This is a genomic window from Nocardia carnea NBRC 14403 (assembly GCF_000308515.1).
Taxonomy (GTDB): domain Bacteria; phylum Actinomycetota; class Actinomycetes; order Mycobacteriales; family Mycobacteriaceae; genus Nocardia; species Nocardia carnea.
Genome location: NZ_BAFV01000115.1, coordinates 13895 through 39873 on the forward strand (window position 1 = coordinate 13895; position 25979 = coordinate 39873).

29 protein-coding genes and 3 pseudogenes are annotated in these 25979 nt (G+C 64.5%); 13 read left to right on the top strand and 19 right to left on the bottom strand.

Annotation, left to right across the window (positions count from 1 at the left end; all coding sequences use genetic code 11):
- Positions 1 to 83: 83 nt before the first annotated feature.
- Complete coding sequence (locus tag ON22_RS28615) at positions 84 to 1658, top strand: SulP family inorganic anion transporter (RefSeq protein ID WP_081595920.1); 1575 nt, start codon at positions 84 to 86, stop codon at positions 1656 to 1658.
- Between the two features lie 90 nt (positions 1659 to 1748).
- Here the strand turns inward: ON22_RS28615 and ON22_RS28620 are convergent, their stop codons facing one another.
- Together ON22_RS28620 and ON22_RS28625 are read right to left on the bottom strand one after the other, a co-directional pair.
- Positions 1749 to 2090, bottom strand: a complete 342-nt coding sequence (locus ON22_RS28620; RefSeq protein WP_033247687.1) for a DUF202 domain-containing protein — start codon at positions 2088 to 2090, stop codon at positions 1749 to 1751.
- Positions 2091 to 2093: 3 nt separating this feature from the next.
- Positions 2094 to 2477, bottom strand: coding sequence for a YidH family protein (locus ON22_RS28625; RefSeq protein WP_033247686.1), 384 nt, complete (start codon positions 2475 to 2477; stop codon positions 2094 to 2096).
- Between the two features lie 265 nt (positions 2478 to 2742).
- Between ON22_RS28625 and ON22_RS28630 the strand changes: the two genes are divergently transcribed.
- The 3 genes from ON22_RS28630 (at position 2743) to ON22_RS28640 (ending at position 6067) form a co-directional block, all read left to right on the top strand.
- Positions 2743 to 4227, top strand: a complete 1485-nt coding sequence (locus ON22_RS28630) for an ABC transporter substrate-binding protein (protein ID WP_033247685.1) — start codon at positions 2743 to 2745, stop codon at positions 4225 to 4227.
- Between the two features lie 46 nt (positions 4228 to 4273).
- Positions 4274 to 5185, top strand: coding sequence for an ABC transporter permease (locus ON22_RS28635; protein WP_231508799.1), 912 nt, complete (start codon positions 4274 to 4276; stop codon positions 5183 to 5185).
- A 75-nt stretch (positions 5186 to 5260) separates the two neighbouring features.
- Entirely contained in the window at positions 5261 to 6067 is an 807-nt protein-coding gene (locus ON22_RS28640; RefSeq protein ID WP_033247684.1) for an ABC transporter ATP-binding protein, read from the top strand.
- A 197-nt stretch (positions 6068 to 6264) separates the two neighbouring features.
- Here the strand turns inward: ON22_RS28640 and ON22_RS28645 are convergent, their stop codons facing one another.
- The 9 genes from ON22_RS28645 to ON22_RS28680 form a co-directional block, all read right to left on the bottom strand.
- Positions 6265 to 7050, bottom strand: coding sequence for an ImmA/IrrE family metallo-endopeptidase (locus ON22_RS28645; protein WP_051158219.1), 786 nt, complete (start codon positions 7048 to 7050; stop codon positions 6265 to 6267).
- 5 nt (positions 7051 to 7055) lie between these two features.
- Positions 7056 to 7400: a helix-turn-helix domain-containing protein gene (locus tag ON22_RS28650; protein WP_231508798.1), complete on the bottom strand. Its 345-nt coding sequence runs from the start codon at positions 7398 to 7400 to the stop codon at positions 7056 to 7058.
- Between the two features lie 240 nt (positions 7401 to 7640).
- The gene (locus ON22_RS28655; RefSeq protein WP_043740853.1) at positions 7641 to 7943 is read right to left on the bottom strand and encodes a hypothetical protein; all 303 of its coding nucleotides are present in this window, start codon (positions 7941 to 7943) and stop codon (positions 7641 to 7643) included.
- Positions 7940 to 8071, bottom strand: a complete 132-nt coding sequence (locus ON22_RS38215) for a hypothetical protein (RefSeq protein ID WP_255218566.1) — start codon at positions 8069 to 8071, stop codon at positions 7940 to 7942. Before ON22_RS38215 ends, ON22_RS28655 begins: the two co-directional genes overlap by 4 nt.
- Positions 8072 to 8572: 501 nt before the next feature.
- Positions 8573 to 8989: a hypothetical protein gene (locus ON22_RS28660; protein WP_156052494.1), complete on the bottom strand. Its 417-nt coding sequence runs from the start codon at positions 8987 to 8989 to the stop codon at positions 8573 to 8575.
- On the bottom strand, positions 8979 to 9164 hold the full coding sequence (locus ON22_RS35020) for a hypothetical protein (protein WP_051158221.1): 186 nt from the start codon (positions 9162 to 9164) through the stop codon (positions 8979 to 8981). The genes ON22_RS28660 and ON22_RS35020 overlap by 11 nt, the downstream gene beginning before the upstream one ends.
- Before the next feature lie 176 nt (positions 9165 to 9340).
- Entirely contained in the window at positions 9341 to 10192 is an 852-nt protein-coding gene (locus ON22_RS28670) for an NADH-quinone oxidoreductase subunit J (protein WP_156052495.1), read from the bottom strand.
- Between the two features lie 24 nt (positions 10193 to 10216).
- Positions 10217 to 11971 (bottom strand): hypothetical protein, encoded by a 1755-nt coding sequence (locus tag ON22_RS28675; RefSeq protein ID WP_156052496.1) that lies wholly within the window; start codon positions 11969 to 11971, stop codon positions 10217 to 10219.
- A 184-nt stretch (positions 11972 to 12155) separates the two neighbouring features.
- Complete coding sequence (locus ON22_RS28680; RefSeq protein WP_033247658.1) at positions 12156 to 12452, bottom strand: WXG100 family type VII secretion target; 297 nt, start codon at positions 12450 to 12452, stop codon at positions 12156 to 12158.
- Between the two features lie 296 nt (positions 12453 to 12748).
- Between ON22_RS28680 and ON22_RS28685 the strand changes: the two genes are divergently transcribed.
- Both ON22_RS28685 and ON22_RS28690 read left to right on the top strand, forming a co-directional pair.
- On the top strand, positions 12749 to 13177 hold the full coding sequence (locus tag ON22_RS28685) for a DUF2628 domain-containing protein (RefSeq protein WP_033247675.1): 429 nt from the start codon (positions 12749 to 12751) through the stop codon (positions 13175 to 13177).
- 451 nt (positions 13178 to 13628) lie between these two features.
- On the top strand, positions 13629 to 14465 hold the full coding sequence (locus ON22_RS28690) for a hypothetical protein (RefSeq protein WP_033247676.1): 837 nt from the start codon (positions 13629 to 13631) through the stop codon (positions 14463 to 14465).
- A gap of 470 nt (positions 14466 to 14935) precedes the next feature.
- Here the strand turns inward: ON22_RS28690 and ON22_RS28695 are convergent, their stop codons facing one another.
- The 5 genes from ON22_RS28695 to ON22_RS38220 form a co-directional block, all read right to left on the bottom strand.
- The gene (locus ON22_RS28695) at positions 14936 to 15976 is read right to left on the bottom strand and encodes a hypothetical protein (RefSeq protein ID WP_033247659.1); all 1041 of its coding nucleotides are present in this window, start codon (positions 15974 to 15976) and stop codon (positions 14936 to 14938) included.
- Positions 15977 to 16144: 168 nt separating this feature from the next.
- A complete protein-coding gene (locus ON22_RS28700) occupies positions 16145 to 16576 on the bottom strand; it encodes a CYTH domain-containing protein (RefSeq protein ID WP_197039751.1) in 432 nt (143 codons plus the stop codon).
- Positions 16577 to 16721: 145 nt separating this feature from the next.
- On the bottom strand, positions 16722 to 17120 hold the full coding sequence (locus ON22_RS28705) for a hypothetical protein (RefSeq protein WP_197039752.1): 399 nt from the start codon (positions 17118 to 17120) through the stop codon (positions 16722 to 16724).
- Between the two features lie 368 nt (positions 17121 to 17488).
- Positions 17489 to 17791 carry a hypothetical protein gene (locus tag ON22_RS28710; protein WP_033247661.1) on the bottom strand — a complete coding sequence of 101 codons (303 nt, stop codon included), beginning with the start codon at positions 17789 to 17791 and terminating at the stop codon, positions 17489 to 17491.
- Positions 17788 to 17913, bottom strand: a complete 126-nt coding sequence (locus ON22_RS38220; protein WP_255218567.1) for a hypothetical protein — start codon at positions 17911 to 17913, stop codon at positions 17788 to 17790. The genes ON22_RS28710 and ON22_RS38220 overlap by 4 nt, the downstream gene beginning before the upstream one ends.
- A 140-nt stretch (positions 17914 to 18053) precedes the next feature.
- Here ON22_RS38220 and ON22_RS28715 point away from each other — a divergent pair, with 140 nt between their 5' ends.
- Entirely contained in the window at positions 18054 to 18788 is a 735-nt protein-coding gene (locus ON22_RS28715; RefSeq protein WP_033247662.1) for a helix-turn-helix domain-containing protein, read from the top strand.
- A 4-nt stretch (positions 18789 to 18792) separates the two neighbouring features.
- The gene (locus ON22_RS28720; RefSeq protein ID WP_033247663.1) at positions 18793 to 19275 is read left to right on the top strand and encodes an NUDIX hydrolase; all 483 of its coding nucleotides are present in this window, start codon (positions 18793 to 18795) and stop codon (positions 19273 to 19275) included.
- On the opposite strand, the gene ON22_RS28725 is transcribed toward ON22_RS28720, so the two are convergent.
- Complete coding sequence (locus ON22_RS28725) at positions 19251 to 19778, bottom strand: HD domain-containing protein (protein ID WP_157170450.1); 528 nt, start codon at positions 19776 to 19778, stop codon at positions 19251 to 19253. The two genes, ON22_RS28720 and ON22_RS28725, sit on opposite strands and share 25 nt — an antisense overlap.
- Positions 19779 to 20247: 469 nt before the next feature.
- Here ON22_RS28725 and ON22_RS28735 point away from each other — a divergent pair.
- Positions 20248 to 21355, top strand: a pseudogene (locus ON22_RS28735) (IS3 family transposase).
- A 90-nt stretch (positions 21356 to 21445) separates the two neighbouring features.
- A pseudogene (locus ON22_RS38645) lies at positions 21446 to 21712 on the top strand (MmyB family transcriptional regulator); the annotation flags it as partial.
- A 36-nt stretch (positions 21713 to 21748) separates the two neighbouring features.
- On the opposite strand, the pseudogene ON22_RS28740 reads toward ON22_RS38645, so the two are convergent.
- Positions 21749 to 22308, bottom strand: a pseudogene (locus ON22_RS28740) (hypothetical protein).
- A 206-nt stretch (positions 22309 to 22514) separates the two neighbouring features.
- On the opposite strand from ON22_RS28740, the gene ON22_RS28745 reads away from it, so the two are divergent.
- From ON22_RS28745 to ON22_RS28755, 3 genes are all read left to right on the top strand, one after another.
- On the top strand, positions 22515 to 22802 hold the full coding sequence (locus ON22_RS28745; protein ID WP_033247665.1) for a hypothetical protein: 288 nt from the start codon (positions 22515 to 22517) through the stop codon (positions 22800 to 22802).
- 167 nt (positions 22803 to 22969) lie between these two features.
- Positions 22970 to 23884, top strand: a complete 915-nt coding sequence (locus ON22_RS28750; protein WP_081595916.1) for a DUF3048 domain-containing protein — start codon at positions 22970 to 22972, stop codon at positions 23882 to 23884.
- Between the two features lie 233 nt (positions 23885 to 24117).
- A complete protein-coding gene (locus ON22_RS28755) occupies positions 24118 to 24540 on the top strand; it encodes a hypothetical protein (RefSeq protein ID WP_033247666.1) in 423 nt (140 codons plus the stop codon).
- Positions 24541 to 24688: 148 nt separating this feature from the next.
- Here the strand turns inward: ON22_RS28755 and ON22_RS28760 are convergent, their stop codons facing one another.
- Entirely contained in the window at positions 24689 to 25951 is a 1263-nt protein-coding gene (locus ON22_RS28760) for a cytochrome P450 family protein (protein WP_033247667.1), read from the bottom strand.
- Positions 25952 to 25979 lie beyond the last annotated feature (28 nt).

The window sequence follows — 25979 nt, forward strand, 5'->3', positions numbered from 1 at the left end:
GGGAGAGCGCACCCCCGCGTGCGTTCTCTCCCCGGGTGGTTCGGCCGACGTCCCCATCGACGATGTCGTTCGAAGAGGTTCTCATGAACACTGTCTCCGCACCCCCGAAGACCCTCCGGGAACAGGTGCCCGCCGCCCTGTCCGTTCCGTTCGAGCGCCTCCGCCGATCGTCGACCGGGAACGCGCTGACCGACTTCCGAAAATTCCGCACCGAGTTCTTCGCCGGTCTGGTCACCGCGCTGGCGTTGATCCCGGAGACTATCTCGTTCTCCATCGTCGCCGGCGTCAGCCCGGCGGTCGGCCTTGCCACATCCTTCATCTTCGCGATGGTGATCGCCGTGGTCGGCGGGCGGCCGGCTATGGTGTCGGCGGCGGCGGGGTCGGTGGCGCTCGTGATCGCACCGCTGGTCCGCGAGCACGGTGTGGACTATTTGTTCGCGACGGTGATCCTCGCGGGCGTGCTCCAGATCGTGCTGGCGCGCTGCGGTGTCGCGACCTTGATGCGGTTCGTGCCGCACAGCGTGCTCACCGGCTTCGTCAACGCGCTGGCCATACTCATCTTCACCGCGCAGCTTCCGCATCTGTTCGATGTCCCGTGGCCGGTGTATGTGATGGTCGCGGCCGGATTGCTGCTGATGGTGTTCCTGCCCAGGCTCACCGATGCGGTGCCGGCCCCGCTGGTCGCCACCGCGCTCCTGACGATCATCACCGTGGTGTTCGCGATCGGTGTCCCGCGGGTGGGTGATGAGGGCGATCCGTCCTCGGGTCTGCCGACGTTCGGCCTGCCCGACGTTCCCTTCACCACGGACACTCTGCGGTTCATCGCCCCGTACGCGATCGCCGTCGCCCTGGTAGGGCTGCTCGAATCACTCATCACGGCACGACTGGTCGACGAACTGACCGACACCTCATCGGACCATCGGCGGGAAAGCTGGGGTCAAGGGGTCGCGAACGTGGTCACCGGTTTCGCCGGCGGTATGGGTGGCTGCGCGATGATCGGGCAGACCATGATGAACGTCAAGACCTGCGGTGGCCGGACCCGCCTGTCGACCTTCGTCGCCGGTGCCGCGCTGCTGTGCATGGTCACGATGTTCGGGGCGGCGCTCGCGGCGATCCCGATGGCGGCGCTCGTCGCGGTCATGGTGATGGTCTCCGTCGCGACCATGGACTGGCATTCGATCATGCCGGCTACGCTGCGCCGGATGCCGATCGGCGAATCGTTCATCATGCTGGGCACCGTGGTGGTCACGGTGGCCACGGACAATCTGGCCTACGGCGTGATCGCCGGAGTGGCCTGCGCGATGATCCTGTTCATCCGCCGCCTGTCCGGGGGAGCGACCGTCGATTCGCCCGCACCGCTCCCGGACACCGGAACGGGCGAGAGCGAGGGCGAACGCACGTATCGCGTCGCCGGATACCTGTTCTTCGCGTCCAGCAATACGCTGGCCGATCACTTCGATTACACGGGCGACCCGAAGCGAGTGACCATCGACCTGTCGGCATCGCGTATCTGGGATGCCACCACGGTCGCCGCGCTCGACGAAATCGGTGAGAAATACCGGAGACTCGGCAAGACCGTCACCCTGGTGGGTCTCGACGAGGCCTCGGCCGCACTGCATTCCCGGCTCAGCGGTGCGTTCCGTCCGGCGGCCGACTGATTCCACCACCGCGGCGATTCCGTTCGCCCACCGGCACGATGAACCCGGGGCCGGCCTTCTGTCGAAGGCCGGCCCCGGGCGTGTCTCGAGCTACCTGAACGATCCCCAGGCCGCCGTGGTCAACAGCGCCAGGCACCCGACGGTGATCAGGCAGCCGGTCAGCACGATCGTGGTCCGCGCCGGCACCCGGGGCGGCCGGCGCGCCAGGAGTCGGGTGCGACGTTTGCCCACCAGATACACCCCGAGGGCCGCGAGGAGCGCGGCCCCGCCGGCGATAGCGGTGACCGGATGCCACCGGACGGGGTCGGTGAGCAGATCGCGACCGACCACCAGCAGCCCGTTGGCCGCGATGGCGAGGGAGGTCCGGGTCCAGGACAGGGCGGTGCGTTCCGGCTGCAATCCGGGATCGAATGCAGGAGGCGCGGCGATCATGGCTCAGTTCGCCATGGTGAGTGACGCTGCCACCGAAACGATGACGACGACCACGCCGACGGCCGCCAGTCCGGCGGCCAACGCGGTGGTCAGCCGGCCGGTCGGCAGGGGTCGGTCGTGCCGGATGGCGCGGTCGTTGCTGCGCCACCGCAGCAGACCGCCCGCCGCGGAGAGGACGGCGGCCGAGCCGAGCAGTCCACCAAGTGCGAACGCGACCGCATCGGGTGCGGCGCCGGGCAGCAGATGCAGGGCCGCCACCGCGGCGGCGAGCAGGCCGAGCGAGGTGCGCTGCCATGCCAGGAAAGTGCGCTCGTTTGCCAGCGTGAATCGGTAATCGGGCTCGGGCAACAGCGGGGCCGCAGGCCCCTGAGCTGCAGTATCGGACATAGCTCCACTCTTGTCGAACTGTGGTGCAGGCGCCAGTGAATGCTGGTGGCGGAGCAGAGTTCCGCGCGTCACTCTCGGCCGGAAGGCCGGGGTCGGTGCGGTTACCGCGCGCATCGGCGAATTGCCTGCGTACCACGGATTTCCACCGAAACCTCAGGAGATTCGCGGGGCGCGTTCCGCCAGCGAGAATTACCGAGCCGAGTAGCTTAACTGTTCCGAAAACCGCAGTTCCCGGGGCGTAACAGGAAACCCCGATGCTTGGGGCATGTTCAACAAGGTCAGATCGCGTGGCGTAGCACGGCCGACCGCCGCACGTGGAAGGAATCGCGGCCGGATCACGGTCGCCGCTGTCACCGCAGCGGCTGCCCTCACCACGGTACTGACAGGATGCGGTGCCCTGGATTCGGGGACAGTGGTGGTGAACATCGGATATCAGTCGAAAACCATCAACACCATCAACGCGGGCACACTGCTGCGCGACCGCGGTGACTTCGAAGCGGCGCTCGCGCAGCTCGGTGAGCAGAACGGCAAGAACTACAAGGTGGTCTGGCAGGACTTCTCTTCCGGTGCGCCGCTGACCGCCGCCATGATCGCCTCGCATGTCGATATCGGCTCCATGGGCGATTACCCGCTGCTCACCAACGGTTCGAAGACGAAGAAGTTCGACGACGCGGCCACCGAGTTCATCGCCACCACCGGGTACAACCTGCGCGGCTCCCTCAACCAGGTGGTGGTCCCGACCGATTCACCGGCCACCGAGCTGACCGACCTCGTCGGCAAACAGGTGTCGACCAGTCTCGGCTCCGCCGGCGACGGCATGCTGTCCACCGCGTTGCTGCGCGCCGGGCTCGGCACCGGCGAGGTGAACATCGCGAATCAGGACCCCTCCATCGGCGCCGCCGCCATCGAGGGCAAACAGGTCGACGCGCTGGCGCAGTTCGTGCCGTGGCCGCAGATGGTGATCTACCGCAAGCAGGGCCGCCTGCTCTATGACGGCGGGGACAACAATGTGCCGACCTTCCACGGCATCGTCGCCCGCAAGCAGTTCACGGCCCAGCAGCCGGAGGTGATCGATGCCTTCCTGCAGGCGATGCAGCAAACCAACGACTACCTCACCGCGAACCCGCTGGCCGCGGCCCAGCGGATCAGCGATATCACCGGAATCGAACCCGAAGTCGCCTACCTCTACAACGGACCCAACGGACTGGTGTCGTTCGACCCGACCATCAAGAAGGAGTTCGGGGACTCGCTGGCCCAGGTGAAGAACTTCCTCGTCGAACGTGGTTCGGTGGCCGAAGATTTCGATATCGCCGGCTTCCGGAACGACAGCTACCTGCGCAAGCTGCTCGGTGCGGACTTCGACCGGATCACCGCCGACACCACCAACCCCAGCAAGCTGAACGGCGTCGACGAGATCTGCCGGATTCCGGTGGACGATCCCGCGACCGCCTCGGAGGTCTGGTTCGAAGGACAGGACACCACCGCGGTCTCGGCGACCCCGAGCTGCCTGCTGCGGCGCATCGCAGGCGCCGACAACCCGATCCGGGCCGGCTACGTCCCCGCTGCCGACACCGCCACCAAGTTGTTCGCCGACCACGCCGTCTGGGTGATCGACCCCGCGGCGCCGCCCACCCGGCGGTATTTGCCCTTCGCGACCCAGGCCGCGGCCGGGGAATTCACGGCAGCACATCCGGGCAGCCAGATCGTCACCTACCCCGCGGCACTCGAACAGGCCGGCCGCACCCACTGACCTCCCGCATCGCCGGCAACGGCGACGAACCCGAAAGGAGATCGCGATGGCGATCACAGCACCGAGTCAGGATGTCGTAACCCGAGGACAGTCGTTCACCGGTCCCGGCCAGGACGAACAGCGCTCGCCGCTGAGCCCGGTGATCGAGAAGCTGCGTGACCGCGGCGCGTCGACCGCCGCGATGCGCCGGACCGCGGCGACCATCGGACTGCCGCTCATCCCGATCGTGGCCTTCATCCTGGTCTGGCACCTGCTGACCGTGAACGAAGTGGTCGCCTGGCTGCGGTTCAACCGGATGCCGACACCGGCCGCGGTTCTGGAGAGCTTCGTCGAACGGCTCGGCTCCGGCGCCTACTACGACGACTTGTTCGCCAGCCTGCAGCGGATCCTCCTGGGCTTCATCCTCGCCGCGATCATCGGCATCGGCCTCGGGACGCTCATCGGCCGATCGGAACCGGCGCGGAAAACGCTGCGGCCGTTCCTCGAGATCGTGCGCCCTATCCCGGCCATCGCCCTCGTGCCGCTCACGATCCTGCTGTTTCCGTCCAGCGAACAGGGGATCGTGTTCATCACCTTCTTCGCCGCCTTCTTCCCCGTGGTAGTCAGCACTATTCATGCCATGGAATCGCTGCCGAAGGTCTGGGAGGAAGCCGCGCAGACCATGGGCGCCAACCGCTGGGCGATCCTGCGCCACGTCGTGTTGCCGGGGGCCATGCCCGGAATCTTCTCCGGCCTGTCGGTGTCGATGGGTGTCGCCTGGATCTGCGTGGTCAGCGCGGAGATGATCTCGGGCCAGTTCGGCATCGGCTACTACACGTGGCAGGCCTACGGTTTGCTCGACTACGCCGGCGTTGTGGTCGGCATGCTCTCGATCGGTGCGCTCGGCCTGCTCACTGCATTCGTCGTCGAACTGGCCGGCCGCCGGGTCAACCACTGGCTACCCAGGGCACAGCGCTGAGGTGAGACCTCGGTCCGCCCCGCCGTTTCGCGCCCCCCGACTGCACCCTTCGCCAGCACCACGAGTAGGAACGTAATGACTATCACCGCCCCCGAACCGGCCACCGCCGCCGCGCCCGCCTCGACGGGAGCCGGCGCCGCGGTCCAGCTCGACGACCTGCGTCTCGGTTTCCACGGCAAGCTCGCCGCACAGGTCACCCTCGATATCGAACCCGGCGAGGTCGTCGTCTTCCTGGGCCCCTCCGGGTGCGGCAAGTCGACCATCCTGCGCGCCCTGGCCGGGTTGCTCACCCCGATGGGCGGCACCGCAACCGTCGGTGGTACACCGATCATCGGTAACGACGCCCAGTGCGCCATGGTCTTCCAGGAGGATGCGCTGCTGCCGTGGCGGAGTGCGTTGAAGAACGTGCTGTTCCCGCTGCATCTGCGCGGTGTCAAGGGGCGGACGGCCAAGGAAGCCGCGGCCACCCATCTCGAACAGGTCGGGCTGAGCGACTATCTCAACCACCTGCCCAGCCATCTGTCCGGTGGGATGCGGCAGCGCGTGCAGCTGGCCCGGACCCTGGCCTGCAGTCCGAAGGTCATGCTGATGGACGAGCCGTTCGGTGCGCTCGATGCCCAAACTCGTCTGGATATGCAGCAATTGCTGATCTCGGTGTGGAAGCAGACCGAGATGACGATTCTGTTCGTCACCCACGATGTCGACGAGGCGCTGCTGCTGGCCGACCGCGTGGTGCTGTTGACCCATCGGCCGGCAACCGTGGCCGAGGTCATCACCATCGACCGGCCGCGGGACCCGCAGGCGCAGTTCGGCGAGAGCTACCAGCGCCGCCGCCAGTCGATCCTCGAGTTCCTCGGGCACGCTCCGGTGTCCGCGGACTGAATATCGCCGATGACCGTGTGGCCGGTCGGTCCTGTGCCCGGCCCGGCCACACGGCATTGTCAGGCTGCGACGAACACGCGTCGAGAACGGGGCAGGTTGCCACACGATGGCGCCAAGGTCGACAACGCGTCGGTCAAATGGGAACGAAACGAGAAATGGGAATCGAAGTGATACTTAAATGGGAAACAAGCCAGCCATCAGATCGCCGCCGGTAATTCGCCGGCGTCGGACCAGGCGGGCGGACGTCCGACCGGCTCGATACCTGCTTCGCGCAACTCTTTCCGAGCGTCTTCCAGCGTGATGCCACGCAGCGTGGCGATCGCCTGTGCGGACAGCACTTCTTCTTCGTATGCCTTGATAGCTCGGGCGAGTAGCCGTTGCGGCGCCCGGCGTTGATCGGAGTCGGCTTGTAGTGCGCGGTACTGGTCGGACCATCCGTAGCGGGCAGCCAATTGCGGCGCCGTCAACGCCATCCACTCGTGTTTGGTGGCCTCGTCGACGTATCCGGCCTGCTGCAGGGCAATCGCCGCGATCGGTGGTGACACCAGGAAACGCTGGACGACCTCGGAGAGGGTGGATCGGGTCCCCGAATCTCGGTCGCCGAGGAACTCACGGATACCGTCGACCGGTGCGAGCAGGTGCCGGGCGAAGGCGTCGGCGCGCACTTCCGCGGGTGTTCGATCGCTCCAGTTGCCGGTGTGCTCGTCTGCCCAGTCCTGGAACAGCACGTGACCGAGCTCGTGGGCGAGCGTGCTGCGTTGCCGCATCGGATTCCGGGTACGTGCCACGCCGATGAAGACGGCGTCGCGTACCGGGTCTCGCATCGTCAGACCGTGTTCGTCCGGGCCTGCGTCGAGTACGGCGACGTCGATCGCGGTCGCCTGTTCGATAATCGCGACCAGGTCGCCCAGGGGTTGTACGCCGAGTCGGTGTTCGCGGCGGAACCGGGCGGCGGCGTCGCGTCCTTCTGTCTCGTTGTTCACGTTTCCTACGCTGGGTCGGTGGTGCCGGGGATGGCTTGGTCGTCGAGGTAGTCGTTCAATTCCAGGAAACGCAGCAGCGCTTCCCGCATGCGATCCATCTCGCAATCGTTGGTCGCTCGCGCGGCGCATCGGACCCGCTCGGCCACCGGCGCGGTCCCGGTGAGCTGGGCGACTGTGTGCCCTGTCGCCCAGCCGATCGCCACGATCTCCGGCATCTTCGCGGGCCTGTCCCCAGAGATGATCCGGGACAGGGTCGACTGCGAGATCCCGGTCGCGTCCGCCAGAGCGCGCTGACTCAACCCCGCGGCAACGCGAGCGCGTTCGATCCGTGCACCGGCTTCGTTCGTCACCGCCATCACCTATGTCCGTCTTGAATCAAAATTGCCGACTATGATTCAGTCTAGCCCGCCGGAGCGGGTCCGACCAGGGTGGAGACGGTCCGTTTGCCGCCCCATGGCATCGGCCGGTGGTGTGGGGAGAGAGTTGTGGCCGACGTTGTCCGCGCGGACTTCAGGGCCACCAGATCGTCGCCGCGATCACCAGTAGCGGTAGTCCGATCGCGATGGCGAAACCGACCACTACCAGGGTGCTCATGGTGTGTCCTGCGTGGAGGTCCAGCGTGGGAAGCTGAGACGCGGTAGCACGGTTTCCACGTCGCAGATGTCCAGTACGGCGTCGAGTTCGTGCGGGCCGAGATGGTCGGGTGCCGGCAGGATCACCAGGTCGGCGCCGGCGTTGCGTGCCTGGTCGGCCACGCGTAGCACCGAGTGTTCGCCGGGCCATACGAGGTGGTAGCCGAGTCGGTCGGCGAGGCGGTGTACGCGGTCGCGGTCGGTCTCGGGTGCTCGGCTGATGTCGTGGTTGATCCAGCCGAACGCGATCGAGTGGCTCATGGTGCGATATCGGCGTCGGTGGCGGGTTCCGGGATATCGCGACTGGCGCGGAGCCCGGCCGCCACTCGTTCCAATATTGCTGTATCGATGCAGTATTGGTCGCGCAACAGCCGGACGGTCGCTTCCATTGCCCGGTTTCGTGCCGGTCGCTTGGGCAGACGTGGTCGTTCGCGCACAGTGCCTCCTGGGGGGTGTCATGGCGTGCACCCGGCGCCGGGGATTTCCGCGATCGGCGACCTCGTAATGTGCGGGCTGTCAACGCGGTTCGACGCGGCGTCGGGGCTGGATCAAGCGTCATCGACCGGCCTTCGCGGTCCCAGAGACAGCAGTAATAGGAAACCGCTACGCTTCCGCTCGGTATGCCGGTGCACAGCAGTGCGCCGACCAACAATTGAATGCCGCGTTGCTCCTGGCCGAGAGACAGGAACCAAGCCCGCCGAGTTGGCAGAGTCGCTGGTGCGGCATCTCGACGCTGCTCACGTCGACATCGTCGAGTCCTTGATGACTTCGGGGCAGGGATTCGTCACCGTCACCGATGCCGATCTGGTCGCACGACCCTGATCGGTAAGGAATTTCGAGGAAGGCCAGGCCGGCACCCACCGGCCGGCCGATTGTGTCGCAGCCCGCTCCTACTCGGACATCTGGAGCAGTGCGGGGTATCCGTCTGCGGTGATCCGGACACTGCTGGAGTATTCACCGGGCTGGAGTAGGTCGGGGGTGATGTAGGTTGCTCGCGAGATCTGACCGTCTTTCAGGAAGACGAGAATGTTCCCTCCTTGCATGAACGTCTCGTCCATGTCGATCTTCCCCCCGACTTCGCGCTCGAGGTAGTCGCGGGAGACCGGCTGGTGCGACACATAAACGGAGTCCCAGTCGCCGCCGGTCAGCTCATGCAGGCTGACCGATCCGCCGTTCTGGCGCAGTTCGGCCAGTTCGGCCGAAAGTGCCTGGTCTTCCTCCAAAGCAACCCCTCCATCGTCTGAACATGCGGTCAGCGCAACAGCGGCGCACACCAGCAACGCGAGCAGGACTTTCTCAGCTGTCATAGGCGCCGTAACTTTCGCCGTCGCTTCCCGGGTTGTATCCGCCCGAGGTGAACTCCGTATCGGTCGGTGGAGGTTTGGTGCCGCCCGTTGCCGGTGGCCCGTCAGCGCGTCCGGTCTCGCCGATGGCGACCTGGTCGCTCGGTGTCAGCATGCCGTCCGGCCCGACGACGACCATATCGCCCCGGAGAACCGCTTCCTTGACGTAGGTCGCCAGTTCTTCCGGGCTCGCATCGGGGTGCTCGGCGGCAATTCTTCGTCCGACCGCGTTATTGTGGAGATATCAACGAAATTGCGGCTTGATTCCCGTGTCCAACCAAACGGAGACACTCCGAGTTACTTACCGCGAAATCCTCACCCGAGGAGATCGCCCCTGTGCAGTCGATCGATCACCGCATTAGACTTGAGCTCTTTGCGGGCTCCTGAGTTTTTCCAGTAGAACCGTAGCAAATGATAAATCAGGACCGGGTCCACTCGGTAGAAGTGGACATCGATAATCATTTCTCGGAGATAGCGCCTATTGGCCTTCAGTTTGCGGACCAGCGCTGAGCTGCGCGAGGTGTGCAGGACGTCACCGCTTGTCGGAGTGACAACAACGGTGGGGTTATTGTTCGTCTGCGTAGCAAGAATTTCCTCGATCGACTCCCAAGCTATTGTTTGGTCGACTGCATTGCTGTGGATCTCGATACCTTGCTCACTGATGATCAGTTGGTGGTGTTTGACCAGCGCCGAGAAGAATGTGGTGGACAACCAGGCGCTGAACCCGGCCAGAGCCAGCATCGACGCGCAATACAGGTAATCGCGAATACTGTTCGTACCAGAATCGCGAGTGAAGAGCAGGACTCCATACGCCAGGGCGAAAACGGAACCTGCGGCCGAAAGGAGAGCAAACGGCAGATTGAATGGTCGATACATCGGGAGGACGAGAGCGGGCTCAGAGTGGGGACTGGAAGCGTTCACACTTGTCGGAAACCGTGAACGCTGGGCGTTCAATATTGCAAAAAATGCGGCTACGAAACTTGCCGAGACAGCGATACCCGCCGCCGAGAACAAGACCCTGGGGGCTGATCCCTCGCCGATCGACGATGCCAGCATTATTACAAAACCGACGCCAGATAGGACGAAGACCAGGATGCCGGCCGCAATTGCGCCCCCGCGGTCGGAGTCGCCGAATCCCTCGGGCCGCGGAAGTTCGGGGGTGCTCACTTTCGACATAGCGTGCGCTTCTTCCTATTCGAATAGCTCCCGGACGCCGGCGCCGGCTTGATCACCGACATAGCTTCCGAACGAACCGATGCCGTATCCGCCGGCCATCGCTCCGAGAACAGAGAAAACGGGGACAGCCACGGGTGCGGCCGGTCCGGTAAAGCCACCGGCCAAACCGCCAGCCCAGGCTCCCGCGGCGGCGCCGCCGATACCGCCGACCGTGCCGCCGGTTGCATTTCCGACTGCCTCATAGACTCCCTTCCCGTCCGTCAACACGTCATCCACATTTGTGTAGACAGCCAGCCCGGCCGTTGCAAAGGCTCCGCCGAACTTCCCTGTATTGGCCAGAATTTCCGCTTTCGAGGCAGCGTTTGCAGCAGTAGCCGCATTGTCCATCGACTCCACGACGAGCCGCCCGGCGCCCGGAGTTCCGGAGTCGAGAAGAGCGAAGGCGCGACCGGACGCCTCCGCGGAGCGACCGGCGGCCTGAGCCGCTTCGCCCGCCATGGTCGTGCCCGCCTGAAGAGCAGCTTCTGAGATCCCACTCGCGGCAACGCCCGCGCCGGTCGCCACAGGGTGTCCGGTTGCGGTGCCTGCTGTGGAGCCGACGAATTGGTCCCACTGCTGCGTAGTCCACGACTGGACTACCTCCCAACTGGACGCGCGTGGTGTCCCTTCCGGTGCGGTGTCGGGGTCGTAGGCCAGTACGGAATCATCGGAAAACTTGGTGAGTACCGTACCGTCCTCGAGCGTGACGGTCTTGGCCGACTGCCCATTGGGATACGTTGTATCGATCGATCCGTCAGTATTGAGCGTGGACTGCACACCGGCCGACGTCCCCGTTCCCACAAGTACAGGCTGTCCGTCGGGCCCGGCGATATAGTTCTCGACTTCGCGGTAACCGTCCGGCCGCTGCCATTCGCGCTGGAAACCTCCGTCCGGCGCATATGCGTCGGTGATCAACCCGCCATTCGGCGCTGGATACGATTCGGATACCGCCGCACCGAGAGATCCGTCATCGTTCACGACATAGGTAGTCGATCGACCGTCCTTCGGTACCGTTTGAAGGCGCTGAGCCTTGCCGTCCGGTCCTGTGACAGTCGTGTCGATAACTCCCGAGCCATCGGGGCGAAGCTGGGTGGTCGTGGTCGTCGCGGGCCCTCCGTTGGTGCTCGACGTGGTGGTCGTGACCCCATCCGCCGACGTCGCTGATTGGGTGAGCGTCTGAGTACCGTCCGGATTGGGAGTGATCGTGGTCGTTTTCCCGTTCGGATCTGTGTAGCTCACGGGCATACCTGCTTGTAAAGCTGCTAGAACGTCGGTCTGAGTGAGTGCTGGCGGAACGTCGGGTGTGGGCTGTGCCCCCGGCACAAGGCCGAAGGTCCGGGCCGCCTCCGAAGGGGCCTCGCGTAATACCAGGTCGGTCAGCTCGGAGCTCGCAGTCGAAATCGAGGTCTCGACTCTCATCGCGACACCTTCTGCATGCTGCAGCGCTTGTAGCAGTTCTGTTGTGTGACGCCCGGCTTCGGCCATGAGGGCGAAACCTGCGGCCATCACATCAGGGCGGCCCTGGCCCGCTTGCTGCAGTTGCCGGACCTTTTCTACAGCGCTGACGATTCCGCGGTCGTCGACCTCGAAACCCCAAGCTATGAAATTGTTCCGCTTGGTAAGGACGAAATTCTTCGCATCGTCGAGTTCCTTCTTTCCCGAGGTGAAATACCCTTTGATCTCACCGATCTTGGCCGATATATGGCTCCCCGCGATATGCTCACTCGCCACCCGGTCTGCTGCCGCAGCTGCCCCCCCGCGCCATTCCACGACTCGGCCAGATCGTCCTGTTCGATCAACATCGACTGCAGCAGACCATCGATAGTGGTGATCTGCCTGCCCAGAGAGTCACCGTCGAGTTCCAAGTATTCCGTCTTCCAACCCTCGATTTCCGATATGCGAAGTCCGCGTTCGGTCACGTCAGTCCGCCCATCCCGTCCAGCCGGGCGGAGAAATCGACATCGGTTATCTCGTAATTCTCGCTGTTACCGCGTGCGATATCTGCCATCTCGGTTGCGCGTGAGGAGAGACTGTTCAGTGCGCCCTTGATGGAATCACGCGTTTCGTTGAGAACCGCTTCCAGGCCTGTACCGGGAAACTTGGCGCCGTAGCCAACGGTGACGTCATCGGATATTTGCGTGAACTCTTCTGATACCCCGTCGAGCCAACTGGCCCACGCCCGTAGAGCATCCGGATCAACTTTGGTCGGCATAAATCCCCCATCGGTGCTGCCTACTCAACCGCATCTAGTTGATATGGTGCCGACTGATGATACAGCCTGCTGCTCAGGCTGCATCAGTCAGTCCGATTCGCTAGTCGACGCACCCGGATTGTAGTGGACTGCTGCCAATTTCGGAGCGGATGGATTGTGATTGCGGGATGGGGCGCGCTGCCATATTCTGCGGATCGAGAGCTGCAGGTGGCCGGTTCGAGCCGGGGTGGGGGTGGAACGACCCTACTCGGTTGCTACTCCGCAGGGTTGGGTATTCGTTCCATCCAGGAGTGGCCGTGAGTGACACCGGATCGGTCGGCCGGGCCGATGTCAAACCGAAGTGGCGTGAGCGCTTCGAGTTCTTCGATACGCACGGTTCGCCCGCAACGCGGGAGTATCAAGCGGCATTTCGTCAACTACCGTTCGGCAAACGGGTGCTGTGGGGTTTCAATATCCTGGCGTTCCTTTTCGGCCCCATCTATTACGTTGTGCTGGGTATGTGGCGAAAGGCCCTCGTGCTTCTCGCTGTGGGGTTCGGTGTCAGTGTAGTGCTGATACTGGTGGAAGTGGCTATGGGTAGCCCTCTGCCCGACTTCGTGTGGCGTGTTCTGCCTTTCTTCTGCGGCGCTCTGTACGCAACCTGCGCGAATTACTCGTATTACTTGCATGTCATGCACGGCAACCGGAGCTGGAACCCTGTCGAGGGGATCTTCCACGTGAAGTAATAAAGGCTGCGGTTATCTGCAATTCTCGCCATTACTGCTCGCTCGCGGAGCCGATTCGGTGTTCGCGCAAGCGGTGCTCGACGCCGGTGGCCGGCTCGAGGTGGTGTTGCCCTCCCGAAATTACCGCGAAGCCGAAGTGAAGCCTGATCACGCACCAGTGTTCGACGGGCCGTCATACGTGCCGTAACTTTCGCCGTCGTGGCTATGTCCATCGATTCGGGCGGGGTTTGTCCATGGCCTTCGTCCGCGCCCTGAAATCGGACAGGGATGGTGTCCACGAATTCTGACGGCACTACAGTTGAGGGTAGGGCGGAGCTGCGATCGTCGGAATCAAGTGCCATGTGATGTGGGTTACATTCGGTCGGTGGACGGCGGGTCCGGTGGGCGCTGGCGTGGGGACCAGTGCGGCAGGAGCTGATTCGGTTTTAGGAGGTGCCATAGAGTGATGCTCATGTGCGTCTCTGCCGCCAATGCAGCATTCACCGGCACGACCGTCTATGCCGGAAGAGTTGATCACCCTTATCACAAGGTGATTCATGTTCTCGGATACCAGAACACCGCCGTCAACCTGGCTGGCGGTGCTAACGCCATGCTCCTGCACGTGCCCGCTGACGAGACCATGACGCCGGACAACTTTGTTTCGGTCCAGCATCACGAGGACGTCCTGCAACGGATGGTGGACGCAGTACGTCCGATCGCCGCGACTGCGGAGGAACCGGGCAGGAGTATTGATTGGATGGGTTCCAGTCCGGAGGTATGTATTTTCGAGCACGACGTGTACACGGTGCTGCTCGCGGCCAACCCGCAACGGATTCCCGATGTACTCGATCGTGTACCCCGACGCAAGAGGCCTCAACTCAGCTCCGACCTGTTCACTTTCTATGCTGATCACTTCCCGAACCACACAATTGCGTTGTGCTGCTTCGACAATGCGGAGGCCGAACAGGCGAAGCCACTGATGTTGTGGTATAAGCCCGCCGACCCCGACCTGCTCGTCGCGCCCGCGCTGGACTCACACACCGGTAGTGCGCCCGATCTGGGCGATCCGGTACCCGTCGATCATTGGGTCCTGTTCGGCAGCGATGAAGCCCCACCGGGATGGGGTCAGCAGGTCGACTATCCGGCCGAGATGTCTCACGGTTTGCGCTCCTACCTGCCAGACACAGTGATCGGTCGGTATTACGGCCAAGGTCAGACGCTGCCCAACGGCGACTTCGCCATCGACCGCAGCGATTTGTTCCGCAACGATCCCGAAGACCGGATCCGCCGGATTCAGCCCGTCCAGTGACCAGTCAGCTAGCGCCGAAGCCACGCTCTTGTTGCAGAACGCTGAACAGCATTGCTTCACCTCTGCGAGGTGCAAGCGGTCACTGCCCTCTGGGGCCGGGGCGGGCCTCCCGGTCACCTGATCAGCAACCACGGCCATCCGGTATGCGGCGAAATTTACGGACACTCGATCTTGAAACAAGCCAACACTGCCGTCGAACTCAACGGACAGGCGTCGCCGATATCTGTGGACGCAGCCAGCCGTCGCTTCCCGGGCTGTATCCACCCGAGGTGAACTCCGTGTCGGTGGGGAGATTCGGAGCCGCCTGTCGCCGGGGCCCTTCGGCGCGGCCAGTCTCACCAAGGGCGACCTGGTCGCTCGGCGTCAGCATACGGTCCGGTCCGATGACAACCATGTCCCCACGGAGAACCGCTGTTGACCTATATCGACTCCGGCAGTGATGGGTAGCGGCGTGTGGATCGGCCGGGCTACTACGTATGCGTGCCGGTGCGCCTGGCGAAGGCCAGCAGGCCCGGCAGCGTCGCAGTCTGCGGGTGTTGCAGCAGGTCTGCGGTGATCTTCTGGATGGGTCTGCGGTAGCGGACTTCGTCGGGAGCGGCTTGTTCGGCAGCCCGCAGTGCCCGGTAGCACTGTTCGGGTTTGCCCCACTGGTGGAATGCGCGGGCTACGTCGGACCAGTAGCGGGCGCGGCTTTCGGCCAGCGGAATTGCTGCGGCATCGATCCGACGTGCTGCGTCGATGGCTGCGCCGGAGTCGCCGAGGACTCTCGCGATACTGACCTGGTACAGCCCGACAGTGCCGTATCCGAATCCGGCGACGGAACCTGGACGGTCGTGGTCGAGCCGTGCAGCGGTGTGTGATGCCTCTGTGATCAGAGTTCGGGCGGACTCGCGATCGCCGTCGACGGCGGCGGTGTATGCCGCGGTGGACAGTAGCGTCCCATACGCCGCAAGGTATTCCGCACCTCGGTGAAGTTCTGGCTGTAACGAGGTCGCGGCGTCGAGGACCAGCCGTGTTGCGGTGTCGGTGTGTCCGGTGCGGCGCAGCACGATCGCCCATGACCGATGGGCCGAGACTCGGGTCAGCGGGTCGTGGCTGCCGTCGGCGGCCTGCATCGCGCGGTCGGCGGTGGTCCAGGCGAGTTGATCGTAGCTGAGTTTGACACTCAGTCTGGAAGCCAGGACGTAGGCGCGGGCGACGAGCGCCCCGGCTTCGGCGACATCATCTGTGCTGGTGCCCGCGGTGCGGGTTGCTGTCGCGTTCGACAGCAGCCGGGGTAGTCCGGCGGCGAGTTCGGTGTAGTGCCCGCGGCCGAACAACGACTGTGCCGCGGCGATCTGGCGGCCGAGCTGCCGTAGATCGACAGGGATGCCCGGAGCGGGCGGGGCCAGCAGCGCACGTTCCAGCGCGCATAGCGGGTCGGATATCTGTGCCGCTGTCGACGGTGGCGGTGTGACGCCGAGAGCGGTGACGGTGCCGGCCAGGCCGGCCAGCAGCGTGCGACGACGCATGGGTTCGGTCTCCTCGTCCGGCGCTGGGGTGACGCCGACGATAGCGGCGGGGCCGGCGAATCCGCACTGTGCGCGGCGGTGGGTCGGCCGATCCGAGCAGTTCCGGTGGAGTGCGCAAGGCGAGAGTGAGGGCGCGCGAAGCACACACCATCGCCGCTTGCGCATCCGTCATACTGCTGTTTGTGCGCGCATTACCAGGTCCCGGTAAGGGAGGCGCACGATCGGGTTAGCGGAAATGCCGATCGTCTGTTCGATGTCCTCGAGATGTGCGGCTGCACCGTCGCTGTCGGACGCGAGAATCTCCGTTTCGACGAAGGCGCCGACACCGGCGACGAGATCAATGCTCACGGCCGTGCTGTCACAGTCTGGATGACGGTAGGTGCTGCGGGCCTTCTCGACTCGTACGAGTTCGACCATTCCGACCGCCGCGAGCAGTGCGTTCGCCGCGCCCGCTTGGCGGGTGTCGGCGAGCTGAACGTTGTTCTCCTGCTTCGCGATGACGCCGCTAACCGAATGGGTAACTGTGTTGGATGGTGGCTTGTAGGTGATCTCGGCCGAGTCGCCACGCTGACGTACCCGCAGGCATTCGACCGTTTCCATGTAGTCGACGTCGGGGCGGCTGTAGTAGGTGTCGACTTCGGTCAGCTGATTTCGCGGTAGCCGAGTTCGGCGAGGCGGTGGCGCAGGGTTTCGCTGTCGGTGAGTTCACATTTGCGTTCGACCTCGATCAGGTCCATGCGGGGGATCATCCTTTCCAGTGAATTGCCTTGTGTAGTCGAGCAAGTGTCGGTTTCGAGCAGATCGTTTGAAGGGTGCCGAGGGCGCGTTGCAGGGTTTCGGTGTCGCTCAGCGGGATGTTCTGGAAGAGCACCATCTGCTTCGCGTCGACGAGCGGGTTCGATAGGCGGTGGGTGAGGAAGCGGTTGTAGTAGCGCCGGTCGCGGGTGAACACATCATCGGCCGAGACCGGCATCAGGACCAGGTCTTGGGTGGGATGAGCGTTGATCGAGTGCACCGCGAACGCGGAAAGCAGCTCGTCGACGGTGAGGTAGGCGTAGGTCTCGCGGCCTTCCCGGGTCAACCACGAATCCCAGGTTCGGACACAGTCGTCGGTGCCCTGTTCGGCCGCGGACATGAACGCCATCAACATGGTCGCGGCAGGTGATGTAGTGCCGCTGCACCTCGCGGAACAGCCCGACCGGCGCTTCGATCACCGCGCACACCCGGGTATCCAATTCGGCTACGGGCACAATGCGCGAGTTCTGCCGGGCGACGACCTCGTCGTCGTGATGGTGATAGGGATGGGTGCCCTCCCGCAGATAGTGCGGGACGAACATGCGTCCCTTCTCGTCGCCGTGGTCGTTGGCGGCGACGTCGAGATAGGTCGCGGCCGACTTGTGCACATGCGCGAAGCGGTTCGGTGCTCCGATCATCACGGCCACCAGATCGTCGCCGCGATCACCAGCAGCGGTAGCCCGATCGCGATGGCGAAACCGATCGCCACCGTGGCGCTCATGGACTCACCTTCGCGAATGCCCAGCGGGCGAAGCCGAGTCGCGGTACCACGGTTTCCACATCGGCCACGTCCATGACCGCGTTGAGTTCGAGCGGGCTCAGGTGATCGGGCGCCGGCAGGATCACCAGGTCGGCCCGGGCGTTGCGTGCCTGGTCGGCCACCCGGAGTACCGATCGTTCGTCGGGCCACACGAGGCGGTACCCGAGATGGCGGGCGAGTCGGTGTATCTGGGCGCGATCCCATTCGGGTGCACGGCTGATGTCATAGTCGATCCAGCCGAACGCGATCGAGTAGCTCATGGCGCCGCCTGGTCGGGGAGCGCGTTGCTACGGAACGGGACGTCAGCCCGGGTGAGGGCTGTCGGGTAGGGGCCGTGTAATGCGCGTAGTCCAGCAGCGATCTGGTTCAGGAGGGCGGTCATTGAAACCCCTTGTATTGGTGTGGCTTACATGAGTCGAAGACCGATGAAACTTCCGACACGACAAGAGTCCCGCGACATATAGGGACGAAATAACCCAAGATTTGGGACACATAGGGACGCTTTTCGGCTAGAACCTAGACATGACGAACGAACGGCTGCGGGGTGCTATGGCCAGCGCGAACCTTACGAAACATGCTCTGGCGGAGCGGCTTGACGTCAGCACGAAAACCGTCGAGCGGTGGATTACCCAGGGTCGGTGTCCACACCCCGGTCTGCGGCTGAAGGCGGCCCGAGTCCTTGACCGGGACGAAACGTACCTGTGGCCAGAGTTGCTGGCCGGCAGCAGGTCCGCTGCTGCGTCACTGTCGGAGCTGGTGCAGATCTGGCCGACCCGGCACGAAGTGCCGCATGAGGTATGGCGCTCGCTCATGAAGCAAGCCGGCGACCACATGGATGTTTTGGTCTATGCGGGAGGCTTTCTGGTCGAGTCACTGGACTTCGTGAACGTCATCAGCGCCAAGGCGGGTGCCGGTGTTCAAGTTCGGATCCTCCTGGGCGAAAGTGACGCACCGGAGGTCGTAGCACGAGGACGTGAAGAAGGCTTGCCCGCGCTGGCGAAGCGGTGCGAGTCGACGCTGGAGTATCTCCGGGAAACAATGGAACTGCCGATGGTAGATATCCGGACACACCGCACCACGCTTTACAACAGCATCTACCGATTCGGCGACTCGGTGCTGGTCAACACTCACAGCTACGGTGCGTACGCGGCGAAATCTCCGGTTCAGCACCTCCAGAAAGTTCCCGGCGGACGACTCTTTGCCTACTACATGGACTCGTTCGAGGCTGTCTGGAAGACAGGCCGCACCGTAACCTGACCTCATGGGACGGCGAATCGACTACCACCAGGACCCACACGCACCGGCCGCGAACAGTGTCCGCCCGAGCGCAGCCGCATTTGTCCAGAAGGGCGGGGAGGTCCTTCTGATTTGCAGGTCCGACAACGGCAATTGGTCCATGCCGGGAGGCGCCCATGACCCAGGCGAATCTCTCAGTCGTACCGCTGTTCGCGAGACTCGGGAAGAGACGGGAGTGGATATCCATTTAACCGGCATTGTCGGCATCTTCACCGATCCGACCCACGTCATCCATTACGCGAGCAACGACGAGGTCCGTCAGGAATTCACCGTTGTATATCGCGGCGAGGCGATCGGTGGGCAACCCGTGACGAGCAGCGAGAGCACGCGCGTCGAGTGGGTGCCGGTCGAGCAGATCCCCGACTTGACGATGGACCGCAGCCAGCGGAAGCGCATCGACTGGGCGTTGAACGCGAGCGAGCCTTACATCGATCCCGATGCGCGCTGAGCCGCTGCACGCAGTCGCGGTTCCGCTCTCGTGATCGCGGTGTGAACGACACTGTCCGGTTCGTAGCGCCGAACGATTTCAGCCAGCCGCTCATCCACCGTGAAATCCTCCCCGTTCGGGCCCGTCGACAGGTCGGACCACCACAGGAAATCTTCGGCCTTCCCGAGGCCGGCCACACCCGAGAGTTGGAACTCATCGAATATGCCCGCGTCCAGGCCTCTCACTGCGGCCTCGACCTCCGCTGCCGTGTGAAACGCAACCATATGGCACACGATCGGCGAGTACCCGAGTGATTTCAGCAACCGGGCGCCGTCTATTGGGTGAAATCCGAGGTCAGGATGTCCGTAGCCGACGTCATGTAGGTACGCAGCCAGAACCGCATCCCCACAAAGGTCGGCTGGCAGTAGCTCTGCTACGGACTCCATCCGGCGCCCCACCGCGACCGAGTGAGCCCGCCGCGATTCAGTCAGCGGAGCCAACAGTTCAGTCACAGCCGGATTCACGGCCGTCATCGTACGCCCCGGCACCTTTCCGAAGCGTCGGTTGAACCACGCCAGTACGAACCGGGACGGAACCGCATACGCGTGCGTCGACGTCACTGCACGCACACCCTGCACCAACCACCGACGCTGCGCCTCGGACAACCACCAACTCCGGACCCGATCTTGGTCGCCCGTCCCTCACCACCGCCAGACCTTGCGATTAGCCGAGAAATTCGATCCCTAGTTCGCTCGCTATACAGGACCGTTGTCTCTGGCGTCCTCAGCTGTCGCTTCCTCAAGTTCCGAGAGATCGAAGGAGGCCCTATTCCTCTGGTACTCCTTGTGCTCATCGAATGGGACCAGGTACGGCGTAAGGGGACTATCTCGCTAAAGGTGTTTCCGGCGGTTTCTCTCAGTAGGTTCGGGCGTCGGGCCAGCGGTCAGCGAAGGTGATCGCGAACGCGTTGACCGCCGGCATTCCGCCGAAGACATCGTGCGGAAGCTGCGCCGTGCCGACGAACTCGCCGCCGGAGGGGCGACTGGTGAGGAGATCGCCAAGGACCTCGGAGTCTCGGCGGCGACGCTGTATAACTGGCGCCGCCAATACGGGGGCATGGATACCGACGCCGCGAAAGAGCTCAAGGAGCTGCGGGAACAGAACACCCGGCTCAAGCGCCTGCTGGCCGATGCCGAGCTGGAGAACGACGCGCTGCGGGAGATCGCCAAGGGAAAATGGTGAGCCCGACGGCCGGCCGCCGGGTCGTGGACATGCTCACACAAGTACTGGGCATGTCGGAACGGTTTGCGTGCAAAGTTGTCGGGCTGCACCGATCCACCTACCGGCGCCTGCCGGCCGCTGCGACCCCGGCCGATCCTGATGCGGGTTTACGGGCGTGGCTGCGCGCGTATGCGCTGCAACATCCTGGCCACGGGTTCCGCAGGGCCTGGGCTGCCCTGCGGTTCGACGAGGGCAGCGATGCGAATATCAAGCGGGTGCATCGGTTGTGGCGGGAAGAGGGCCTGCAGGTGCGGGCCCATCACCCGCGCAAACGTGCCGGGACCTCCTCGATCCCGGCGGTGGCCGCGGACGCTGCGAAGGTGGTGTGGGCGCTGGATTTCCAGTTCGACTCCACCACCGACGGGCGGGCGGTGAAGATCGCGTCGATGGTCGACGAGCACACCCGCGAGTCCCTGTTGCATCTGGTGGAACGCTCGATCACGGCCGAACGGCTGGTGGCCGAACTCGAGAAGGTATTCACCGCCAGAGGCGCGCCGATGGTGCTGCGGATGGACAACGGGCCGGAGATGATTTCCGCGGCCCTGCAACAGTTTTGCGGTGACCGGGTAGGCATGTCCTATATTCCGCCGGGCCGCCCTGGAACAACGGCTATGTCGAATCGTTCAACCGCCGGCTACGCACCGAATGCCTCAACCGCAACCACTGGACCAGCCTGCTCGAGGCCCGGGTCGTGATCGGGGATTTCAAGACCGACCATAACCTCCGGCACCGGCATTCAGCCCTGGGCTACCGGACCGCGGCCGAGTACGCTGCGTCCTGCACCTGCACCCACCACCCAGTGGCCTGCGGGATCGACTGAACACCAACCGAACGACCCGGACTCAATTACCGGGTGGACGCATTATCGGGGACCCGCCAAGGGCCCTCGCAGATTTGCTCGGCGAAGACGGTGCGGCACAACTCAGACGAGTCGCGGCAGCAGAACTCCGCACGGCACTCGGTCGCTACCCCGGCGACGAGTACCTCCGGTCACTGCGGACCGAACTCACGGCGACCAGTACGAGCGAGCTTCCGTGACCACTGGGAACGGGGTGAGGTCGGTACGCTGCGCTCAGCGGTGAAACACCTGCACCATCCCGCCCGCGGATGGTTGAGCTTCGACCTCGAGATGCTCCACGACCCCGAACGGGACCACTGGCTCATGCTCTACACCCCTCGCGAGGAGTCCTTGCCCCCCAAGCGCAGGCATTGCTCAGTGGGTGAGCGCGATCCTCACCACGACCACCGTGGTGGCGGCGAGGGTGACCAGTACGGCGGCGACGATCGAGGCGCGGCCCGGATGTTCGCCGCGCAGGCGGCGGATCACGAACACAATGCCCCCGATGCGGATCAGGACGACGATCTCGGCGAGAATTTGCGAGGTCCGGGGTTCGATCCACCCCAGCCATCCAGTCGCGAGGATCGCGCAGGGCAGTACCGCCGACGTGAGGATCGAACCGAGTCGCGTAGTCCGCGGATCCGGTCGCTCCGGGTCGCGGCGCGTTGCCGGCGCACGCTGTCGCCCACCGTTTCGGCGAAGCTGTGGGCGACGAAGGTCGAGGCGGCGGTGGCGAGGACCACCAGGATCCCGACGTGCTTGTGTGCCGTGACCACCGGCACCAGGGCGGTGAGGACGAGGATATTGCCGTAGATGTAGGCGCTGATCCGGGAGGCCGCGTTATCGGGCCGCAGTGGTGTGCGGCGGGAGAACAGCGGGCCGTGCAGCAGGGTGCGCCGGCCGGGGTCGCTCGGTGCCCGATCCGGCGTGGTCATCGAAGGCTCGGCGCCGGTGGGTGGGTGGGCGGCGAGCACAGCCCGGTATCGGCCCGCGAGTTCATGAAGCCCCTTTCCCGATCGAATCGGTCCCAGCAGTCACGGTGTGTCCTTCGCGCACGTCAATAGTGGCACCCGGACGACCGCGCACCGGCGACCGCCGATCGGGCCTGTGTTCCCCGCGTACGAGTCCAGGCGCGGCGCCCATGACGACAACAGTGCTGGTCGTTCGTGCCGGTACCGTTCGGGAGCGACGGGCCGGACGCGAACGCCGGTACCGGGCTGCGCTCTCGCATCTCGCCCGCACCACGTTGCGCGGTGAATTGGCCCGCGCCCACCTTCTCTACGGTGAATGGTTGCGCCGCGAACGCCGCGGACCGCAGGCCCGCGAACATCTGCACACCGCGCACGAACTCTTCACGGCCATGGGCATGGCGGGTTTCACCCACAGAGCCGCCAGTGAACTGGCCGCCACCGGAGTCATGCTGCGGTAGACGCCGGTGGTGCGTGTGGTCGGAGCCATAGCCGACGGGCCTGCCGAGCGTGCTCCGCGCGGAGATGGACTACACGGCTTCCTCGAGATGGACCGGCATCAGCAGTATCGGCCACTCTTGCCTGGTCGAGTGCGGCGTAGAATTGCGTGCGTCAGAGGGTGGCCCCTATGCAACAGCGATGGTGGGTGTGGATTGCCGCGTTCCTGACCACACTGGGAATGTGCGCTGTGCTCGCGTGCAGTACCGGCACCCGATCTCCTCGGGTGGGGGCGCCCGTGCTGGTCGCGAAGATAGACAACAGTCCGCTGGCACGGCCACCGGTAGGGCTCGGAGCCGCCGATTCGGTCTACGTCGAGCCGGTGGAGGGTGGTTCGAGCCGGTTGGCCGCCGTGTTCTCGACCGATATACCCCCGGTGATCGGACCTGTCCGCAGCGTGCGGGAAACGGATCTGACGCTGTTGGACCAGTTCGGCAACCCGACGTTGGCGTCCTCTGGTGCCGCACCTGAGCTGGTTGACGCCGTCGATCAGTCTTCGCTCCGGAATGCCTCGGCCGAGCGGCAACCCGCGGCGTACTTCCGCGACTACAGTCGCGACGCTCCGCACAACATGTTCGTCCGCTCGGATCAGTTGCCGGTAGGCGGCGGATGGCCGGCGGCGTCGCAATTGCACTTCGGTCCTACGCCTGCCGGCGGCCTGCCCACGCAGTATCAGAAAGCGCGGTATCAGGACACGGTGATCGGTTTCGACTGGTCACCTGGCGACCACGGGTGGCTGGTGTCCATGGACGGTGCGGCCTACACCGAGGCCGATACCGGACAGGTCCTGGCGAGTACGGTCGTGCTGCAGAGTGTGGAGGTGCACGACTCGGCCGTCAGCGATATCGCGGGCAGCGTCTCACCCTTGGCCCAGACGACCGGCAGCGGTGAGGCACTTGTCCTTCGCGACGGTGAAGCGTTCCCGGCCGTGTGGTCCCGGCCCTCCTCACAGGCCGGTACAACCTATACAACCCCCACCGGTACAGCCATCCCGTTCGCGCTGGGGCAGGTCTGGACAGTCCTGATTCCAGCGCAGCTGTGGTAACCGGGACCGCGCCGCTGATCGTAGATCAGTCGTTCGTTTCGCGGACGTAATTTCCCTGCTCGGCGAACGCCTTGAAGCTTCGGCAGGTGCGCCGGGTCGGCGATCAGCGGCGCCGGACTTCCCACCCATGCCGATACCGAAGGAGAAGGCGGCCGCCGTATGTACTTACTGTCGGCGCAAGTTTCGCGTGTTCTGTGATTCGCGTCGTTCGTTCGGATCGGAGTTGACCAATAGTGAATCAGCGCCTGGCCACAGGCTTGGGTGCGGTCGCCCTCAGCATTGTGGGGACCGGGCTTTTCGTTCCCCAGGCCACCGCTCAGCCGGCCCCGAATCTGGCGCCGGGTGTGAGCTGTGAAGGGTTCACATGTACGAACGACACCGATGACGTCTACCGCATCGAGTGGGACGCATTCTGTTCCAATCCCGGGACGGATGAGCCCAGGGCCGTGGTTTCGACCCGGAAATGGGTGTTCCCGCACGGGGAGGCGTTCATGGATGTGCAGTGCCCGTTCGGGCAAGTTCTGGGTCATGGCGGCCGTCACCATCGAGCCCGGCATGATGGCGAGGATCTGGTACAGGGTTTTGTTGTCGACGCGCATTACAAGGCAGCGCTGGTCGACAACCCGGCGCCGGGGCCGACCGGCTCGGCCGGTTGAGCCCATCAGCTGGGAAGGTGCGCCCGCCGCGACGGGGGAGTCCGGTATCGGCACGCTCTCAGCGTGTTTCGCGTGTACCCGCTGCCCGCGCGTAGCGTTCCGCCATCACGGTTCGGTCGGGAGATGTGGTCATGGGTGGGCTCCTCACTCAACCAGCGGAAACCTGATGTGCGGGTGCGGGGTTGACCGGTGGGCTCGGGGGAAACGTGACCGGCAGAGAAGCCAGCGCGCGATGGAACGGGCCCGGCCTCCAAGTCAGCTGGTCGTGAGGTACGCCCAGTTCCATGTCCGGCAGGGCGTCCAGCAGCTGGTCCAGCGCTACCTGGGCGATGATCTCGGCCGCTGCGCGGGCCGGGCAGGCATGCGGGCCCGAGCCGAACGCCAGGTGTGACCGGTTTGCTGTGATGGCGGCGCCACGTACCGCGGGGTCGGTGTTGCAGGCTGCGAGGCTGATCAGTACCGGCTGATGCGCCGGCAGCCAGGTTTCCTCGATCATGATCGGCTGGCGTGGATAGCTCATGCAGAAATTGGCAACCGGTGTGTCATCGAACAGCACCTCATGCACTGCGTCGCGGGTCGAGAGGCTGCCACCCAGGATCCCGGCGGCGAACCGCTCGTCGGTGAGCATCAGCAGCAGCGCGTTCGCGATCAGGTTCTGCTCCGGCTCGATCCCCGCCCCGTACAGAGGGATCAGCTGCTGCACCATTTCCAAGTCATCCAGCGCGGCCGCATGCTGAATCAGCCGGGTTGTGACGTCCTCACCCGGAGTGGCGCGTTTCTGGGCAGTCAGCTCGGCCAGGGCACTGGCCAACACGGAGGCGCCCGCGGCGGCGTCCACGGTGTCGAACAGGGCCGCCATCCCGGCGGCCACACGCTGCCCGAGGTCGGGTGAGCAGCCCAGCAGCTCGTTGACCGTCGCGAACGTGACCGGCAGCGCGTACTGCTTGATCACGTCACAGCGCCCGTCGGCGCAGAATGTGTTGATCAGCGGTATCGCGATCTGTTCGACGGTATCGTGCAACCGGTACAAATCGACGCGGCCGAGGGCGGATGCGATCGGGGACCGATACCGGGCGTGTTCGGCGCCGGCCGTGCGAAGCACGTTGGGCCGGTATTCCAACATCGGCTTGACTGGGCATTCGGCAGGGATGTTTGTCTCCCAGACGCGTGGGTCGGCGGGAAACCGGTCCGGGTCGTTGAGGATCCGCAACGCGGTGTGATATCCGATCACGAGGGTGGCCGGCACTCCCGGCGAGAGGTCCACCGGAACCAGGGAGCCGTAGCGGCTCCTCATCTGCGCATACACCCGGTAGGGTTCGGCAGCGAATTCCGGTGAATACAGCTGGACCCGGTCCTCGTCGAAGTCGTGGGGAATCGGAGCGGTGCCGGTCGTACGTGGAGTCGGGCTCAATTTTCTCCCTGTGCTTCCCGCTTACTGC

What these genes read in the sequence shown, in the direction of transcription:
- ON22_RS28690 (WP_033247676.1), top strand. Translation starts at nt 13,629, where the DNA reads ATGTGCGTCTCTGCCGCCAATGCAGCATTCACCGGCACGACCGTCTAT.
- ON22_RS28745 (WP_033247665.1), top strand. Translation starts at nt 22,515, where the DNA reads ATGACGACAACAGTGCTGGTCGTTCGTGCCGGTACCGTTCGGGAGCGA.
- ON22_RS28620 (WP_033247687.1), bottom strand. Translation starts at nt 2,090, where the DNA reads ATGATCGCCGCGCCTCCTGCATTCGATCCCGGATTGCAGCCGGAACGC.
- ON22_RS28660 (WP_156052494.1), bottom strand. Translation starts at nt 8,989, where the DNA reads ATGACAGCTGAGAAAGTCCTGCTCGCGTTGCTGGTGTGCGCCGCTGTT.
- ON22_RS28710 (WP_033247661.1), bottom strand. Translation starts at nt 17,791, where the DNA reads ATGAGCTACTCGATCGCGTTCGGCTGGATCGACTATGACATCAGCCGT.
- ON22_RS38220 (WP_255218567.1), bottom strand. Translation starts at nt 17,913, where the DNA reads ATGACCGCCCTCCTGAACCAGATCGCTGCTGGACTACGCGCATTACAC.
- ON22_RS28715 (WP_033247662.1), top strand. Translation starts at nt 18,054, where the DNA reads ATGACGAACGAACGGCTGCGGGGTGCTATGGCCAGCGCGAACCTTACG.
- ON22_RS28720 (WP_033247663.1), top strand. Translation starts at nt 18,793, where the DNA reads ATGGGACGGCGAATCGACTACCACCAGGACCCACACGCACCGGCCGCG.
- ON22_RS28615 (WP_081595920.1), top strand. Translation starts at nt 84, where the DNA reads ATGAACACTGTCTCCGCACCCCCGAAGACCCTCCGGGAACAGGTGCCC.
- ON22_RS28625 (WP_033247686.1), bottom strand. Translation starts at nt 2,477, where the DNA reads ATGTCCGATACTGCAGCTCAGGGGCCTGCGGCCCCGCTGTTGCCCGAG.
- ON22_RS28655 (WP_043740853.1), bottom strand. Translation starts at nt 7,943, where the DNA reads ATGAGCCACTCGATCGCGTTCGGCTGGATCAACCACGACATCAGCCGA.
- ON22_RS28695 (WP_033247659.1), bottom strand. Translation starts at nt 15,976, where the DNA reads ATGCGTCGTCGCACGCTGCTGGCCGGCCTGGCCGGCACCGTCACCGCT.
- ON22_RS38215 (WP_255218566.1), bottom strand. Translation starts at nt 8,071, where the DNA reads ATGGAAGCGACCGTCCGGCTGTTGCGCGACCAATACTGCATCGATACA.
- ON22_RS28630 (WP_033247685.1), top strand. Translation starts at nt 2,743, where the DNA reads ATGTTCAACAAGGTCAGATCGCGTGGCGTAGCACGGCCGACCGCCGCA.
- ON22_RS28640 (WP_033247684.1), top strand. Translation starts at nt 5,261, where the DNA reads ATGACTATCACCGCCCCCGAACCGGCCACCGCCGCCGCGCCCGCCTCG.
- ON22_RS28635 (WP_231508799.1), top strand. Translation starts at nt 4,274, where the DNA reads ATGGCGATCACAGCACCGAGTCAGGATGTCGTAACCCGAGGACAGTCG.
- ON22_RS35020 (WP_051158221.1), bottom strand. Translation starts at nt 9,164, where the DNA reads ATGGTCGTCGTCGGGCCGGACGGCATGCTGACACCGAGCGACCAGGTC.
- ON22_RS28750 (WP_081595916.1), top strand. Translation starts at nt 22,970, where the DNA reads ATGCAACAGCGATGGTGGGTGTGGATTGCCGCGTTCCTGACCACACTG.
- ON22_RS28700 (WP_197039751.1), bottom strand. Translation starts at nt 16,576, where the DNA reads ATGGAAACGGTCGAATGCCTGCGGGTACGTCAGCGTGGCGACTCGGCC.
- ON22_RS28705 (WP_197039752.1), bottom strand. Translation starts at nt 17,120, where the DNA reads ATGGCGTTCATGTCCGCGGCCGAACAGGGCACCGACGACTGTGTCCGA.
- ON22_RS28680 (WP_033247658.1), bottom strand. Translation starts at nt 12,452, where the DNA reads ATGCCGACCAAAGTTGATCCGGATGCTCTACGGGCGTGGGCCAGTTGG.